Here is a 15,607-nt window from a genome sequence, read left to right on the forward strand (position 1 = left end):
CGGTGAATTTCTTGGCCGTTCCCGCGAAGGACGAACTTCCGGCGGGACAAGCAGGGCAGCAAGATTGGCTTTTGTCGGCCGAGAAAGCAAGGCCGGGGCCTTTTCGGCCCCGACGCCAGGGCACTTCCCAGCCCCGTCCGCTTACTCCTGCAGCATCCGCTTGAGGAGTTCGACCTCGTCGGAGAGCGCGTGATCCTCGCCCAGAGCCTTCTCGATCTTGCGCACGGCGTGGAGCACCGTGGTGTGATCGCGCCCGCCGAAGCGGCGGCCGATCTCGGGCAGGGAGCGCAGGGTGAGCACCTTGGACAGGTACATGGCGATCTGGCGCGGTTTCACCACGGCGGCGGTGCGGCGCTCCGAGAGGATGTCGGACCGGGAGACGTTGTAGCGCGAGGCCACCAGCTTCTGGATGTCCTCGATCTTGACCCGCTTGGGCTCCCGATTGCGCACGAGATCGCGGATCGCGGTCTCGGCCGTCTCCAGGGTGATGGCGGAGTTCGTGAGCGTCGCATGGGCCAGCAGGCGGTTCACGGCGCCTTCGAGGTCGCGGCCATTGGCCGTGATGGAGCGGGCCACATAGGCGATCACGCTCGGGCCCACCTCGAAGGTGGGATGGATGGTCTTCAGGGCTTCGATGCGGGTGGTGAGGATCGAGGTGCGGAGCGCCTCGTCGAGGGCGCTGACCTCGACCACGAGGCCGCCGGCGAGGCGCGAACGTACCCGCTCGTCGAGATTTTCCAGATCCGCCGGCGGACGGTCGGCAGCGATGACGATCTGGCGGCCCGCATCGATGAGAGCGTTCAGGGTGTGGCCGAATTCCTGCTGGATCTGCTTGCCCTGGATGAACTGCACATCGTCGATGATGAGCAGGTCGATGCCGCGCAGACGCTCCTTGAAGGCGAGCGACGTCTGCGCCTTCAGAGAGGCGACGAAGCCGTACATGAAGCGGTCGGCCGTCAGATAGATGACCCGGCGTCCTTCAGCGCGCACCGCATGACCGATGGCATGCAGAAGATGCGTCTTGCCGAGGCCGACGCCTGCATGAAGGTAGAGCGGATTGTAGATGGCCTGCCCGTTCTGCGCATGGGCGACGCGGTCGGCTGCCGCATGGGCAAGCGCATTGGAGCGGCCGACGATGAAGCTCTCGAACGTCAGACGGGGATCGAGAGGCGCCCCGCCAAGATCGCCGGCCTCGCCCCGCTCGTCCTGAGAAGAGGGTGCGGAGGGAGCCTTGATGTCATGATTCATGCTCGGCACCGCCATGGAAGGCGCGGGAGCCGGACGCGGAGCTTCGCTCGCCCGGCGCTGAGCCGCAGGATCGCGCCCGAGGGTGCTGCGCACGCCGATGGACACGCGCTCCACGTCACCAGCCTCGGAGCGGTAAACCGCCAGCACCCGGTCGGCATAGTGGGATTCGATCCAGCTCTTCAGGAAGCGCGTGGGGACGGTCAGGTAAGCGCAGCCCTCGATCACCGAATCCAGTTCCAGGCGGCCAAACCAGCTGGCGAAGATATCCTCGCCCAGCTCTGCCCGGAGGCGGCGCTTGACCCGCGTCCAGACCTCAGACGCCGATTGCTCGCCCGGAACATCCATGCCGTTCTCGCTTGGAGCGGCAAAGGTGCGGTGGTCTTCGCTGCGATACATCAATGTCCCTCCACGAGGCTTCCCCTTGTTAAGGTCGGAAACCCCCACGCATGTCCCGTTCTGAACACCAAGGCACAGATGCCTCACAGGTTATTCAGAACGTGGCGCCCCCAATTGTACTAAAGATTATTCGTTCGCTTTTAAGTGGAGATGATCGTCAACTGTCATCCCCTTGGTCTTCACCCAAGAACCTTCAAGTCTTCCCTTGGTAAAGGATGAGCCTTCGCTTGCTTCTTGTGAGAACGAAACAACGACTGATCCCCGCACATGTTGTCTTTGATTCAGGCTTTGAGTGAATGACTTCACGGCGAGCCGTTGAAGCAGGTTGACCTTACACAGGGTGCGGGAGCGCGTGCAATATACCTGAACCGACTCGCCATCTCTCGGATGCACTCGGCTGCGTTCACAGGCTCGTCCACAGGTTTTGAATCTGGGCTGTAAATCGCTGACTCTTCAACTGATTCACTGTGTCATCACAGCCTGTGCGCAGGCACAAAAAAAGAGTTTTTGCGCAACCTTGATTCAGAACCGATTCGCCTCGAATCGAGGGTGATTCTGATGCTTCGCGATGCTTTGCCTGCTAAGATGTTGAACGTGCTGGATCTTTTATGTGCGCTTTGAATCTGGGCTGTGGAGCCTTCACCCTGTCTTGCGGGGATAAAGTCAAGCTCCCGTGTGGATAAAATTTGGGCGTGGATTCCAGCCTCAGAGCACGAAAAAACCCGGCCTCTCGGCCGGGTCCAATCAGTCGTCAAAAGACAGCTTCAAGGAGCTGTTGTTTAGGCGCTCAGCGTCTTGATGCGGCTCGCGAGGCGCGAGACCTTCCGGGACGCGGTGTTCTTGTGCACGATGCCCTTCTGGGCCGCGCGCATCATCTCCGGCTCGGCGGCGCGCAGGGCGGCTGCGGCCTCAGTCTGGTTGCCGGCGGCGATGGCCTCTTCAACCTTGCGGACGAAGGTCCGCATGCGGCTGCGGCGCGACTTGTTGATCGCGGTGCGCTTCGCGATCTTGCGGGTCATCTTCTTGGCGGACACGGTGTTGGCCATGGCCCATCCTCGTTCTTTTTAAAATCCCGATGGCCAAGCTCAAGCCCATTGGAGAGCTCCGGCAGCGATCGGTTGATTGCATGGAAACCGAAGAGCCCGCGGGACGCGCGGGCTCATGTGAGGCGGCTTATAGACGTGATGCTCGCGAACGTCAACGACCATAGGCCTTTGCGCGTCAAAAAAGCGCCAGGGAGGCCTTCTGTAGGGCCTGTCGCCAGGGATTGGCCGGGTCGAGCAGGAGCCTGAGCGCCATCAGGCCCGACACCAGAACGAGGAGTGGCCGGATGAGCCGGGAGCCCAGCCGCATGGCCAGTCGCGATCCCAGCTGGGCCCCGAGCAGGGAAGCCACGGACATGGCAAGACCTATGGGCCAGACCACCGCGCCCGTCGCCGCATAGAGAAGGAGGCTGCCGAAATTGCTCGCAAAATTGACAAGCTTGGTATGGGCGGTGGCCTTGACCACCCCGTAGCCCAGCAGCGTCACGAAGGCGAGCATATAGAAGGAGCCGGCACCCGGCCCGAAGATGCCGTCGTAAAAGCCGATAGCAACAGGAGCGGTGAGTCCGAAAGCGAGAGCCGTCATGCGGGCATGGGCGTCCTCGTCCCTCATCTTGCGCGACAAGGCGAAGTAGACCGCCATGGCGATGAGCATGACCGGGATCAGCACCTCGAGCACGGAACGTGGCAGGAACTGGACGCAGAGCGCGCCGGCGACGCTGCTGAAGAACGCCACCAGGGTGAAACCCCAGGCCTTCCGCCACTCGATCAGGCCTTTACGCCCGAAAGTGTAAGTGGCCGAGGCCGCCGCCACCGAGCCCTGCACCTTGTTGGTGGCGATCGCCTGCGCCGGATCGAGGCCAGCGAGCATGAGAGCCGGTACGGTGAGAAGCCCGCCGCCGCCGGCGATGGAATCCACGAAGCCCGCGAAAAAAGAGATCGCGGCGAGCGCCGCGATCATATCGAAGCCGATGTCGAACACGGATTATCCGTTCTTGAACTCAGGGGCGCGCTTTCCGACGAAGGCCGCCATGCCTTCCTTCTGGTCGGCGGTGGCGAACATGGCGTGGAACAGGCGCCGCTCGAAGCGGATGCCCTCGGAGAGCGACACCTCGTCGGCCCGGTTGATGGTTTCCTTGGTCATCATGACGATGGGCAGTGACATGGACGCGATGGTCTCTGCCGTCTTCAGGGCGTCGTTGAGGAGATCGGCCAGCGGCACCACGCGGGCGACGAGCCCGGAGCGCTCCGCTTCATCGGCGCCCATCATGCGGCCCGTCAGGCACATCTCCATGGCCTTGGCCCGGCCGATGAGCCGGGTGAGGCGCTGGGTGCCGCCCATGCCGGGCATCACGCCGAGCTTGATCTCCGGCTGGCCGAACTTGGCGTTGTCGGCCGCGATGATGAAGTCGCACATCATGGCGAACTCGCAGCCGCCGCCGAGCGCAAAGCCCGCCACCGCGGCGATCATGGGCTTGCGCCGTCCCGACACCTTCTCCCAGCCGGAGAAGAAGTCGGCCATATAGGTGTGCGGATAATTGAGCTCCGCCATCTCCTTGATGTCGGCGCCGGCGGCAAAAGCCTTCTCCGAGCCGGTGATAACGATGCAGCCGATGTTCGGGTCCGCCTCGAAGGCGTCGAGCGCCTGGTTCACTTCCCCTAAGAGCGTGGAGTTGAGGGCGTTCAGGGCCTGGGGCCGGTTGAGGGTAATCAGGGCTACCTTGCCGCGCGTCTCCGTGAGAATCGTCTCAAAAGCCATGGGACATCTCCTGCTCGATGATGGGACACCGGTAGGCGAGGGCGCATGACCCGGCAAGTGAAAATCCGAAATGTACTGCCTTGGGATCAGGAGCGCTTCTGGCATTCCGGGCAGTAGAAGGTGGAGCGGCCGGACTGCACGAGGCGGGTGATCGTCCCTGTGCAATCGGGCGTCAGGCAGGGCTCGTTCTCCCGGTCGTAGACCCGGAAGGAGTGCTGGAAATAGCCCAGCGATCCATCCACCTGCGCATGGTCGCGTAAGGTGGAGCCGCCAGCCTCCACCGCCTCGGCCAGCACATCGCGGATGATGTCGGCGAGCTGATGGGCCTTGTCGGTCGGCTCGCCTGTCTTGTTCACAAGCGACCCCGCCGGGGCCTCCGGGTGGAGCCCGGTGCGGAACAGGGCCTCGCACACATAGATGTTGCCCAAGCCCGCTATCAGGCGCTGGTCCAGGAGGGCGGCCTTCAAGGGCGTGCGCTTGCCCGCGAACAACCGGGCGATGGTCTCGCCCGAGAGCTCGTTGCCGAGGGGCTCGATCCCCATGCTGGCGAAATGCTTCGAGGTCTCGATCTCCGACCGGGGCACCAGATCCATGAAGCCGAAGCGGCGGGCGTCATTATAAGTAACGGTGGCGCCGTTGGAGAGTTGGAAGATCACATGATCATGGGCGCCTAGGCCGCCGTGCTCGTGGTGGAACTCGCCCGGCACCCGGGTCGCTCCGTCCCTCGTCACGAGAAACCGGCCGGACATGCCCAGATGCATCACCAGCACCTCGCCGGAGGAGAGGTCGGCCAGGAGATACTTGGCCCGGCGTCCGAGCGCCTTGACCTCCTGCCCCTCGATGCGTTCGGAAAACCGCTCCGGGAAGGGAAAGCGCAGGTCGGGACGGCGCTGAGTCACTTTCGTGAAGCGGGCTCCCACCATGGCGGGCTCCAGGCCGCGGCGCACGGTTTCGACTTCAGGCAGTTCAGGCATCAACCATCTCTCGGCTTCTTGAGGGCTCTTACATAGCCTTTGGGCCCCGCTTCCGCTATGGATCGCGACACTAGCGCATCGTGCGGAAAAGTGGTTTCCGGTTTTCCGCGCCCAACGATGCGCATTTCAAAGGGTGGAGCATCGGATGGATCCCAAAAGTGCAGGTCCACTTTTGGGTCCGATGCTCTAGGTACGGGAGGTTTGACCATCATGACCGACGAGAACACCCATTTCGGGTTCCAGTCTGTGCCCCTGGGCGAGAAGCAGGGCAAGGTCAACGAGGTCTTCCGCTCGGTGGCCGGCCGCTACGACCTGATGAACGACCTCATGTCCGCAGGCCTCCACCGCCTGTGGAAGGATGCGCTCATATCGACCCTGCGCCCGCCCCGCGACCGTCCTTTCCGCCATCTGGACGTGGCCGGCGGCACCGGCGATGTTGCTTTCCGGATCCTGGATGCGGGTGGGCCGCAGACCCGCGTGACCGTGCTCGACATCAACGGCGAGATGCTCAAAGTCGGCGCCGAGCGGGCCGGTCACCGCTATGAGGGCCGCATCGACTTCGTCGAGGCCAATGCGGAGGAGCTGCCGCTCGAATCCAAGACCTATGATGCCTACACCATCGCGTTCGGCATCCGGAACGTGCCGCGCATCGATGCGGCCTTGCGCGAGGCACACCGGGTGCTGAAACCCGGCGGCCGCTTCCTGTGCCTGGAATTCTCCAAGGTGGACGTTCCGGTGCTCGACAGGATCTATGATGCCTATTCCTTCAATGTCATCCCACGGCTGGGAGGGATGGTGACGGGGGATGCGGAATCCTACCAATATCTTGTCGAGTCCATCCGCCGCTTCCCGCCGCCAGCGGCTTTCGCGCGGATGATCGAGGAGGCTGGCTTCAAGCGCGTCACCCATCGCACGCTCACCGCAGGAGTGGTCGCCATTCACTCCGGCTGGAAGATTTAAAGCGTGATCGGCAGCCTCTTTCATCTTGCCCGCAACCTGCGCGCCGGCTTCGTCCTGGCGCGCGAAGGCGCGTTGGCGCTTGTCGATCCAAGCGCGCTGCCGCCCGCGGCCCGCTTCGGCCTGAAAATAGCCCGTCTTGTCGAACGGCCACAGGCCGGCGACGGCGCGGCTCGGCTGTCCAAGGCGCTGACGCGGCTCGGGCCGTCTTACGTGAAGTTCGGCCAGTTTCTGGCCACCCGCCCGGATATCGTCGGTGTGGCGGCTGCTCGCGACCTGGAGCGCCTTCAGGACCGCATGCCGCCCTTCCCTCGGGCGGAAGCCGTGCGCATGGTCGAGATCGCGCTCGGCCGTTCTATTGACGAACTCTTTCTCGAATTCAGCGAGCCGATTGCGGCTGCTTCCATCGCGCAGGTTCATAAAGCGCGCATCCGCACTGCAGAGGGCCAAGAGACCGTTGCCGTGAAGGTGGTGCGGCCCGGCGTGCGCGAGGGTTTCGCCCGCGACCTGCAGGCCATGCGCGCCGCCGCCCGTCTGTTCGAGCGCGTGGTGCCCGATGCCAAGCGCCTCAAGCCTCTTGAGATCGTCGAGGCCCTGGCCCGTTCCGTCGCCGTCGAGATGGACCTGCGCCTGGAAGCCGCCGCCGTCTCGGAACTGGCGGAGAACACCAAGGACGACCCCGATTTCCGTGTGCCCAAGCCCGAATGGGACCTCACCGCCCGCGATGTGCTCACCACCACCTGGATCGAGGGCATCCGCCTCAACGATCTTGCAGCGATTGAAGCAGCTGGCTTTGACCGGGTGGCGCTCGGGCGCGCGGTGATCCAATCCTTCCTGCGCCATGCCATCCGCGACGGCTACTTCCATGCCGACATGCATCCCGGCAACCTGTTCGTGGACCCGGAAGGCCGCCTCGTCGCCGTCGATTTCGGCATCATGGGCCGGCTCGGCATGAAAGAGCGGCGCTTCCTGGCCGAGATCCTTCTCGGCTTCATCCGCCGCGATTACCTGCGCGTGGCGCAGGTGCATTTCGAGGCCGGCTACGTGCCGCCGCACCACTCGGTGGAGGACTTCGCCCAGGCCATCCGGGCCATCGGCGAGCCGATCCACGATCGCCGCGCGGACGAGATCTCGATGGCGAAGCTGCTCACGCTGCTCTTCGAGATCACGGCTCTGTTCGACATGGCGACGCGCATCGAGCTCGTCATGCTGCAGAAGACCATGGTGGTGGTGGAGGGCGTCGCCCGCAACCTCGATCCGAAGCTCGACATGTGGACCACCTCGGAGCCCGTGGTGCGCGACTGGATCGAACGAAATCTCGGCCCTCTCGGCCGTGCCGAGCAGGCTGGCCGTGGCTTGTGGACGCTGGCCGGCGTGATCGGCGACCTGCCGGAACTGGCGCTGCGTGCCGAGCGTGTGCTCAACCAGCTTGAGGACGTGACGGCCCGCGGCGTGGCCCTGAACCAGGACAGCGTCGCGGCCATCGGCCGGGCGGAGGCCCGCGGCAATCGCTGGGGTGTGGCGGCCTTGTGGATCATCGCCGCCTCGCTGATGATTATGCTGTTCAGAGGCTTCGCATGACGGCGCTTACAGGCAAACGCATCCTCCTCGTCATCGGCGGCGGCATCGCGGCTTACAAGTCCCTCGACCTCATCCGCCGCCTGCGCGAACGCGGCGGCTCCGTGCGCTGCATCCTGACCAACGGTGCACAGCAGTTCATCACGCCGCTGGCGGCTTCCGCCCTGACCGGGCAGCGCTCGCACACGGATCTCTTCGACCGGGAGGACGAGGCTGATATCGGGCATATCAAGCTCGCCCGCGATGCGGACCTCGTCGTGGTCGCACCGGCCACCGCCAATCTCATGGCCAAGATGGCAGGCGGCCACGCGGACGATCTTGCCTCCACGGTGCTGCTCGCCACCACCCTGCCGATCCTGATCGCGCCGGCCATGAACGTGCGCATGTGGCTGCACCCGGCCACGCAGCGCAACCTGAAGGCGCTTCAGGCCGATGGCGTTCACGTGGTCGGGCCGAATGAAGGCGCCATGGCGGAGGCCGAATTCGGCCCTGGCCGCATGGCAGAGCCGCTCGAAATTGCGGCAGCCGTCGAGAGGCTGCTGGCTCCTTCCGGGCCGCTGGCCGGCAGGCATGTGATCGTCACCTCCGGCCCGACGCACGAGCCCATCGACCCGGTGCGCTACATCGCCAACCGCTCCTCCGGGAAGCAGGGCCACGCGATTGCGAAGGCCGCTGCCGAGGCCGGTGCGCATGTCACCCTGATTTCCGGTCCCGTGACCTTGCCCGATCCGACGGGCGTGACGGTCGTGCATGTGGAAAGCGCCCGCGCCATGCTCGAGGCCGTGGAGAAGGCGCTGCCTGCCGATATCGGCATCTTCGCCGCGGCAGTTGCCGACTGGCGGGTGGCGAATGCCGGCGAGCAGAAGATCAAGAAAAAGGACGGTGCCCTGCCTAACCTGTCGCTCACCGAAAACCCGGACATCCTCGCGACGGTCTCGCACCGCACGGACAACCGCCCACCGCTCATGGTGGGCTTTGCTGCCGAAACCGAGCAGGTGGTCGAGCACGCCAAGCAGAAGCTTGCCAGGAAAGGCTGCGACCTCATCGTCGCCAACGATGTTTCGGCGGAAACAGGCGTGATGGGTGGCGACAGCAATACCGTGCATCTCGTCACAGCCTCGGACGTGGAGACCTGGCCGACTCTGTCGAAAACCGATGTGGCGAAGAAGCTCGTCGAGCGCCTGGGCGCGATGGTGGGGAGCGGCAAGTCATGAGCCGCTCCTTACGCATCCAGCGCCTTGCCCATGCGGACGGTCTGCCGTTGCCGCGCTATGAAACCGCCGGCGCGGCAGGCATGGATCTCATCGCGGCCAATCCGTCCAATGCGCCGATTGTCCTGCAGCCGATGCAGCGCGTGCTCGTTCCCACCGGCCTTGTGATGCAGCTCGATCCGGGTTTCGAGGCGCAGGTGCGGCCTCGTTCCGGGCTCGCCTTCAAGCACGGCGTCACGGTGCTCAATGCGCCGGGCACCATCGATGCGGATTATCGCGGCGAGGTGCAGGTGCTACTCGTCAATCTGGGGTCCGAGCCCTTCACCGTCGCGCGTGGCATGCGGATCGCTCAAGTCATCGTTTCGCCCGTCATCCAGGTGGAGCTACTGGAGGTGACGCAGGTTGACGAGACACCCCGCGCCGCCGGCGGTTTCGGCTCCACGGGACTGGGGTAGAGCATCGTGCGGAAAAGTGGACCCGGTTTTCGCTTGCGCGGCCCGCTGGGTCCGCCCGAACGATGCTCTCATTCAAGAAGAAAGCATCGGATGGATACCAAAAGTGCAAGTCCACTTTTGGGTCCGATGGTTTGGGGAGCATCGCCATGAACTTTCTCTCACGCCGTTCGCTTCTCGCCATCGCGGCCGTCACCGATATTGCGCTCCACGCCCGGCCCATGCCGGTTTCCGCCAAGGCACTGGCGGCCCGGCACAACCTGCCGCCACGCTATCTCGAACCGGTTCTCCAGGCTCTCGTGCGCCAGGGCATTCTCAAAGGGGTGCGTGGGCCGCGGGGCGGGTACGAGCTGGCCCGCGAACGGCGGCGGATCACGGCGGGCGACATCGTGCGCATCGCCATGGCGGCCCTGGAGGAGGACGGCTCGTCGCCGATCCCCGAATCGCGTCTGGCCGAGGCCGTCGTCAGCCCCCTGGTCCAGCGCGGCACGGAGGCTTTCCTGAGCGAACTCGACAAGGTCACCGTCGAGGACCTCTGCCAGAAGGCGCAGGCGGAATCGGCTGTCGAGGCGGTCACGACGGTTGATTTCACGATTTGATATGTGAATTATTCCAAATATCGACACTTGCTGCAGAAAAAGATAAGCTTCCTCCGATCTGAAGGAGGATCTCATGGCTGACACCCTCAATGCATCCAGCGCCGGCACGAAGCCCGGACGCGGACGCATCTACGGCTCGATTACGGAAACCATCGGCAACACTCCGCTCGTGCGTCTCAACCGCCTGCCGCAGGAGCACGGTGTCGACGCGGAGATCCTTCTCAAGCTCGAGTTCTTTAATCCGCTTTCGAGCGTGAAGGACCGCATCGGCGTCAACATGATCGAGTCCATGGAGGCGGCCGGTCACATCAAGCCCGGCGCGACCCTGATCGAGCCCACCTCCGGCAACACGGGCATTGCGCTCGCCTTTGTGGCGGCAGCGCGGGGCTATCGCCTGATCCTGGTCATGCCCGAGACCATGTCGCTCGAGCGGCGCAAGATGCTGGCCTTCCTCGGGGCGGAACTCGAACTCACCCCCGGTCCTCAGGGTATGAAGGGCGCAATCGCCCGCGCCGAGGAACTGCTCCGCGAGATCCCCGGTTCGGTCATCCCCCAGCAGTTCAAGAACCCGGCCAACCCTGAGATCCACCGCAAGACGACCGCGGAGGAGATCTGGAACGACACAGAAGGCCAGCTCGACGCCTTCGTGGCGGCGGTGGGCACTGGCGGCACGATCACCGGCGTCGGACAGGTGATCAAGCCCCGCCTGCCGAACCTGAGGGTCATCGCCGTAGAGCCGGAGGATTCGCCGGTGCTGTCCGGCGGCCAGCCGGGCCCGCACAAGATCCAGGGCATCGGCGCAGGCTTCGTGCCGGACGTGCTCGACCGCTCCGTGATCGACGAGGTGGTCACGGTGGGCAACCAGACTGCTTTCGACATGGCGCGCAAACTCTCCAAGCTGGAAGGCATTCCGGGCGGCATCTCGACGGGTGCCAACGTAGCGGCCGCCCTCGAAGTGGCCTCGCGGCCTGAGTTCAAGAGCAAGCGCATCGTGACGGTCGCGTGCTCCTTCGCCGAGCGCTACATCTCGAGCGCACTCTTCGAAGGGCTCTGAGCTGTTCATCCAGCGGAACGATTCAAGGGCGGCCTCCGGGCCGCCCTTTTTGTTGGCGCAGGCTCCAAGCTTGGCCAGAACTTCCCCTGATTCCTCGGGTTCTCCTTGCGACATACGCATTCAAACGATGTTTCCAAGAATATCTGATGGAGTTCATCATGGCGGACCGCAAAGCTCCCCATTCGTTAAAGGACCAAGACGCGGACCAGATCCGCAACGAGCAGCGCGGTGGGAGGGACAGCCCGGTCGATCCCAACCGGGACGGCGGCATCGAAGGCAACGCCACCTTACGACGTGTGTGGAGCCAGCCGGGCGGTGAGGCCGAGGCCTATCGCCAGGGCCAGGCAGGCCAGACCAGCAAGGCCGGGCATGACGGCCATGACGAACTCACGGCCGCCGAAACACCCGAGGCCACCAAGCACCTGAGCGACGCCACCCTGTCGCCGGACGACAAGGACGCCACCGCCGAAGCCATCGAGCGGGCAACCGCCGTCAACGGCAAAGAACAGGGCTGACAGGAGAGTGCCATGGGCAATGCAGGTTACGGCAATCACACCGAAGACACGCAGCAGGATGTCGATTCCAAGCGGCGCGATCCGCAGGGTGATCGCAAGGCTTCCTCCGACAAGCAGTCTGGCGGCAACCAGCCGGCGGCAGGACCTCACAGCAAGCCGTCGCTGACGAATCCGGACTCGACCCCGGGCACGGGCGCTCTGCCTGATGCGGGCGACCGGGATGCGACCGATTCCACGAGTTCATGAGGGACAAGCAGCGATGGCGACACCGGACAAGAAGTCGAACAAGGCAACCGACGAGGATATCAGCGCACCGCGCCTGACACCGCAGGGCCGCGAGAACCCAGAAGCCTCGGGCGAGGATTCGACGAACCCGATGGGCGAGGGGGCTAAGAAAGGGCAGAGCGACAAAGCCGAGGGCTAAAGCACAGGCTCGCCAGCACAGACATCGAGATGGAGCCGCACGGCTCCTCTCTACAATCCTCCGTCTCTCCCATAGACCCGAAAACCTTCACGCTCGCAAAGACGATTGTAGTAGCACTCGATCTCCTGCAGGTTCGGGCGTTCGAGCGGAATGCTCTTCCAGCGGTGGATCGACAGGCCGATGACGATGTCGGCACAGGTGAAGGTTGGTCCGGCGATATAGGCGCCGGTGCGGGCGAGTTCCCGGTCCAGCACCTGAACGGCGGAGCAGAATGCGTTCCAGGATGAGACAATCTGCTTTTCGTCCTGGAAGTGCGGGTTCTTGCGCACGGTTGCCTGGAAGACGTAGCGCCAGGTGTTGTTGAAGTCGGAAACCTGCCAGTCCATCCACTTCTCGACCTGCGCCCGCTTGGCGGGATCGGCGGGAAGCAGGTCGTCACGGCCCTCTCGCGCCGCCAGATAGCGGACGATGCTGTTCGATTCCCAGAAGAGCTGGCCAGCATCCTCAAGCACCGGAATCATGCCGACAGGATTGAGCTTGAGAAAGTCAGGGTCGGTGACGGGCCGCGTTCCGCCACCCCAGTCGATGCGCTCGAACGGCAGACCAAGCTCCATGCAGGTCCAGAGCACCTTCCGCACATTGATGGACCCGGCGTATCCGTGAATCTTCAGCATGCTCCCTCCCGATCTCCGTTCATGAAAAAGGCCGCTCCGGAGAGCGGCCCTTCGAGTGTTGCCAAGGCGCTGTTTTTAAGCGCTGAGCGCTTCCTTCTGCTTCTCGGCGCGCTTGCGATCGTTCGGATCGAGGATCGCCTTGCGGATGCGGATCGACTTCGGCGTCACCTCGACGAGCTCGTCGTCTTCGATCCAGGCGAGCGAACGCTCGAGGGTCATGCGGATCGGAGGCGTCAGGCGCACCGCTTCGTCCTTCGAGGTCGTGCGGATGTTGGTAAGCTTCTTGCCCTTCAGCACGTTCACCTCGAGGTCGTTTTCGCGGTTGTGCTCGCCGATGATCATGCCCTGATAGACCTTCCAGCCGGGCTCGATCATCATCGGGCCGCGATCCTCAAGGTTCCACAGGGCATAGGCCACGGCCTCGCCTGCGTCGTTGGAGATCAGCACGCCGTTGCGCCGTCCCGCAATCTCGCCCTTGTAGGGCTCGTAGGCGTGGAACAGACGGTTCATGATCGCGGTGCCGCGGGTGTCGGTGAGAAGCTCGCTCTGGTAGCCGATCAGGCCGCGGGTCGGAGCGTAGAACACGAGACGCTGGCGGTTGCCGCCGGACGGCTTCATCTCGACCATGTCGGCGCGGCGCTCGGACATCTTCTGCACGACGACGCCGGAATGCTCCTCGTCCACGTCGATGACGACCTCTTCGATGGGCTCGAGGAGCTGGCCGTTCTCGTCCTTCTCGAACACCACGCGGGGACGCGACACGGCGAGCTCGAAGCCCTCGCGGCGCATGGTCTCGATCAGGATCGCGAGCTGCAACTCGCCGCGGCCCGACACGTAGAAGCTATCCTTGTCGGCGGCTTCCTCGATCTTGAGGGTCACGTTGCCTTCCGCTTCCTTGAACAGGCGGTCGCGGATCATGCGGCTTGTGACCTTGTCGCCCTCGGTGCCGGCGAGCGGCGAGTCGTTGACGATGAACGACATGGTTACGGTCGGCGGATCGATCGGCTGCGCCTGGATCGGAATGTCGTTCTCGGGCGCGCAGAAGGTGTCGGCCACCGAGCCCTTCACGAGGCCCGCGATGGACACGATGTCGCCGGCCTCGCCGACCTCGATGGGCTGGCGCTCCAGGCCGCGGAAGGCCAGGATCTTGGACACGCGGCCGTTCTCGACCAGGTTGCCGTTGCGGTCGATCACCTTGATCGTCTGGTTCGGCTTCACCGTGCCGGAGGCGATGCGGCCGGTGACGATGCGGCCCAGGAAGGGGTTCGCCTCGAGCAGGGTGCCAAGCATGCGGAACGGGCCTTCCTCGGTCTTGGCCGGGGGCACGTGCTCCAGCACGAGGTCGAAGAGCGGGGCCAGGCCCTCGTCGCTCGGGCCTTCCGGGGACTTCGCCATCCAGCCGTTGCGGCCGGATCCGTAGAGGATCGGGAAGTCGAGCTGCTCGTCGGTGGCGTCGAGCGCCGCGAACAGGTCGAACACCTCGTTGATGACCTCCGTGTGGCGGGCATCGGGGCGGTCGATCTTGTTGATGGCGACAATCGGCTTGAGGCCGATCTTGAGGGCCTTGGAGACCACGAACTTGGTCTGCGGCATCGGGCCTTCGGCCGCGTCCACCAGCACGATGGCGCCGTCCACCATGCTGAGGATTCGCTCCACCTCGCCGCCGAAATCGGCGTGGCCGGGGGTGTCGACGATGTTGATGCGGGTGTCCTTCCAGACGACCGAGGTCGCCTTGGCCAGGATGGTGATGCCGCGCTCCTTCTCCAGATCGTTCGAGTCCATGGCGCGCTCTTCCACGCGCTGGTTCTCGCGGAAGCTGCCCGATTGCTGGAGGAGCTTGTCGACCAGGGTCGTCTTGCCATGGTCGACGTGGGCGATGATGGCGATATTGCGTAGTTTCATAAGGGGTCTCTCAAAGCAAAGCGGCCCGGCACGCGGCAAGCGTGGCCGCGCCCCTGGCTCGTACCGGGCGGAAATCTGATGCGCTGCAATATAATGATAACAGAGCGGCCGCAATAGGGCAGCTTGGCTCATGTCATTCAAAGAACCAGCACCTTCGGGCCCGCAGCGGGTGGGCTGCGAGCCGTCAGGTGAGATCGAGGGAGGCGTGCTGGGCAGCCCGGCTCGATGGGTGTGGTGAGAAGTGAAGAGCCGGACCTGCTCGTCACGCGCGGTTTGTTTCAGCGGACCTGGATCTGCGCCAGGATCGGCCACCCGCGATCACAGGCGTGCGAGACCTGCGGCGGGACCGCGCCTCGTCCCGCATCTGCGACGCCTCGCGAGCGCGCCCCTCTGTGGACGAGGATGAACCATGATATAGCCCAGCTTAGGACCAAAGTCAAGAACAAAATGAGAACAAGACGTAGCCTCACACCCGCAGCCCTCATCCTGAGGAGGTTGCCTAGGCGACCGTCTCGAAGGAGGCACCAGTGCTCTCTGGACGCTCCTTCGAGACGGTTGCTGCGCGACCTCCTCAGGATGAGGGCAGAGAAACACGAGTCGTGAATCCCCGGCACAAGCTCGGTCATGACAAGCGGGGCGTTATCGCCGTCGCGCTTTCCCTCCAGCGACAGAAGGCCATCGCTTGCCGCCTCGATATGCTCTACACAATGATTGAAGTCATTGGGCGAACGCCTAAATGGCTGAAAGCCCCTGCCATTTCCAAAGCTCAGCATGTCTTCAACAATATCATCGAACGCTCCTCGCATGCTCGGGCCTGAAGC

17 protein-coding genes are annotated in these 15,607 nt (G+C 64.0%); 10 read left to right on the top strand and 7 right to left on the bottom strand.

What is annotated here, in order from left to right:
• Positions 1 to 141 precede the first annotated feature (141 nt).
• The 5 genes from dnaA to mutM all read right to left on the bottom strand — a co-directional run bounded on the left by dnaA (position 142) and on the right by mutM (position 5,420).
• On the bottom strand, positions 142 to 1,593 hold the full coding sequence (dnaA, locus tag FHR70_RS15715) for a chromosomal replication initiator protein DnaA (RefSeq protein ID WP_246408245.1): 1,452 nt from the start codon (positions 1,591 to 1,593) through the stop codon (positions 142 to 144).
• Positions 1,594 to 2,423: 830 nt separating this feature from the next.
• A complete protein-coding gene (gene rpsT / locus FHR70_RS15720; protein WP_099509771.1) occupies positions 2,424 to 2,690 on the bottom strand; it encodes a 30S ribosomal protein S20 in 267 nt (88 codons plus the stop codon).
• A 175-nt stretch (positions 2,691 to 2,865) separates the two neighbouring features.
• Positions 2,866 to 3,669, bottom strand: coding sequence for a TSUP family transporter (locus FHR70_RS15725; protein WP_425487873.1), 804 nt, complete (start codon positions 3,667 to 3,669; stop codon positions 2,866 to 2,868).
• Positions 3,670 to 3,672: 3 nt separating this feature from the next.
• Positions 3,673 to 4,446, bottom strand: a complete 774-nt coding sequence (locus tag FHR70_RS15730; RefSeq protein ID WP_183451836.1) for an enoyl-CoA hydratase — start codon at positions 4,444 to 4,446, stop codon at positions 3,673 to 3,675.
• An 86-nt stretch (positions 4,447 to 4,532) separates the two neighbouring features.
• On the bottom strand, positions 4,533 to 5,420 hold the full coding sequence (gene mutM / locus FHR70_RS15735; RefSeq protein WP_183451838.1) for a bifunctional DNA-formamidopyrimidine glycosylase/DNA-(apurinic or apyrimidinic site) lyase: 888 nt from the start codon (positions 5,418 to 5,420) through the stop codon (positions 4,533 to 4,535).
• Positions 5,421 to 5,630: 210 nt separating this feature from the next.
• Between mutM and ubiE the strand changes: the two genes are divergently transcribed.
• From ubiE to FHR70_RS15780, 9 genes are all read left to right on the top strand, one after another.
• Complete coding sequence (gene ubiE, locus FHR70_RS15740) at positions 5,631 to 6,380, top strand: bifunctional demethylmenaquinone methyltransferase/2-methoxy-6-polyprenyl-1,4-benzoquinol methylase UbiE (protein ID WP_183451840.1); 750 nt, start codon at positions 5,631 to 5,633, stop codon at positions 6,378 to 6,380.
• A gap of 3 nt (positions 6,381 to 6,383) precedes the next feature.
• Positions 6,384 to 7,958, top strand: coding sequence for a 2-polyprenylphenol 6-hydroxylase (gene ubiB, locus FHR70_RS15745; RefSeq protein ID WP_183451842.1), 1,575 nt, complete (start codon positions 6,384 to 6,386; stop codon positions 7,956 to 7,958).
• Positions 7,955 to 9,169, top strand: coding sequence for a bifunctional phosphopantothenoylcysteine decarboxylase/phosphopantothenate--cysteine ligase CoaBC (gene coaBC, locus FHR70_RS15750; protein WP_183451844.1), 1,215 nt, complete (start codon positions 7,955 to 7,957; stop codon positions 9,167 to 9,169). Before ubiB ends, coaBC begins: the two co-directional genes overlap by 4 nt.
• A complete protein-coding gene (gene dut, locus FHR70_RS15755; RefSeq protein ID WP_183451846.1) occupies positions 9,166 to 9,621 on the top strand; it encodes a dUTP diphosphatase in 456 nt (151 codons plus the stop codon). The genes coaBC and dut overlap by 4 nt, the downstream gene beginning before the upstream one ends.
• A 146-nt stretch (positions 9,622 to 9,767) precedes the next feature.
• Positions 9,768 to 10,217, top strand: coding sequence for an RrF2 family transcriptional regulator (locus FHR70_RS15760; RefSeq protein ID WP_183451848.1), 450 nt, complete (start codon positions 9,768 to 9,770; stop codon positions 10,215 to 10,217).
• 73 nt (positions 10,218 to 10,290) lie between these two features.
• Positions 10,291 to 11,271, top strand: a complete 981-nt coding sequence (gene cysK, locus FHR70_RS15765) for a cysteine synthase A (protein WP_183451850.1) — start codon at positions 10,291 to 10,293, stop codon at positions 11,269 to 11,271.
• 158 nt (positions 11,272 to 11,429) lie between these two features.
• Positions 11,430 to 11,786 (top strand): hypothetical protein, encoded by a 357-nt coding sequence (locus FHR70_RS15770; protein ID WP_183451852.1) that lies wholly within the window; start codon positions 11,430 to 11,432, stop codon positions 11,784 to 11,786.
• Positions 11,787 to 11,798: 12 nt separating this feature from the next.
• On the top strand, positions 11,799 to 12,032 hold the full coding sequence (locus FHR70_RS15775) for a hypothetical protein (protein WP_183451854.1): 234 nt from the start codon (positions 11,799 to 11,801) through the stop codon (positions 12,030 to 12,032).
• Positions 12,033 to 12,045: 13 nt separating this feature from the next.
• Complete coding sequence (locus FHR70_RS15780; RefSeq protein ID WP_183451856.1) at positions 12,046 to 12,210, top strand: hypothetical protein; 165 nt, start codon at positions 12,046 to 12,048, stop codon at positions 12,208 to 12,210.
• A gap of 50 nt (positions 12,211 to 12,260) precedes the next feature.
• Here the strand turns inward: FHR70_RS15780 and FHR70_RS15785 are convergent, their stop codons facing one another.
• Both FHR70_RS15785 and typA read right to left on the bottom strand, forming a co-directional pair.
• A complete protein-coding gene (locus FHR70_RS15785) occupies positions 12,261 to 12,884 on the bottom strand; it encodes a glutathione S-transferase family protein (RefSeq protein WP_183451858.1) in 624 nt (207 codons plus the stop codon).
• A gap of 75 nt (positions 12,885 to 12,959) precedes the next feature.
• Positions 12,960 to 14,786 carry a translational GTPase TypA gene (gene typA / locus FHR70_RS15790; protein WP_183451860.1) on the bottom strand — a complete coding sequence of 609 codons (1,827 nt, stop codon included), beginning with the start codon at positions 14,784 to 14,786 and terminating at the stop codon, positions 12,960 to 12,962.
• A gap of 527 nt (positions 14,787 to 15,313) precedes the next feature.
• On the opposite strand from typA, the gene FHR70_RS15795 reads away from it, so the two are divergent.
• On the top strand, positions 15,314 to 15,604 hold the full coding sequence (locus FHR70_RS15795; RefSeq protein WP_183451862.1) for a hypothetical protein: 291 nt from the start codon (positions 15,314 to 15,316) through the stop codon (positions 15,602 to 15,604).
• Positions 15,605 to 15,607: the final 3 nt, after the last annotated feature.

Source organism: Microvirga lupini, from assembly GCF_014191055.1.
In the GTDB taxonomy this organism is placed as follows: domain Bacteria; phylum Pseudomonadota; class Alphaproteobacteria; order Rhizobiales; family Beijerinckiaceae; genus Microvirga; species Microvirga lupini_A.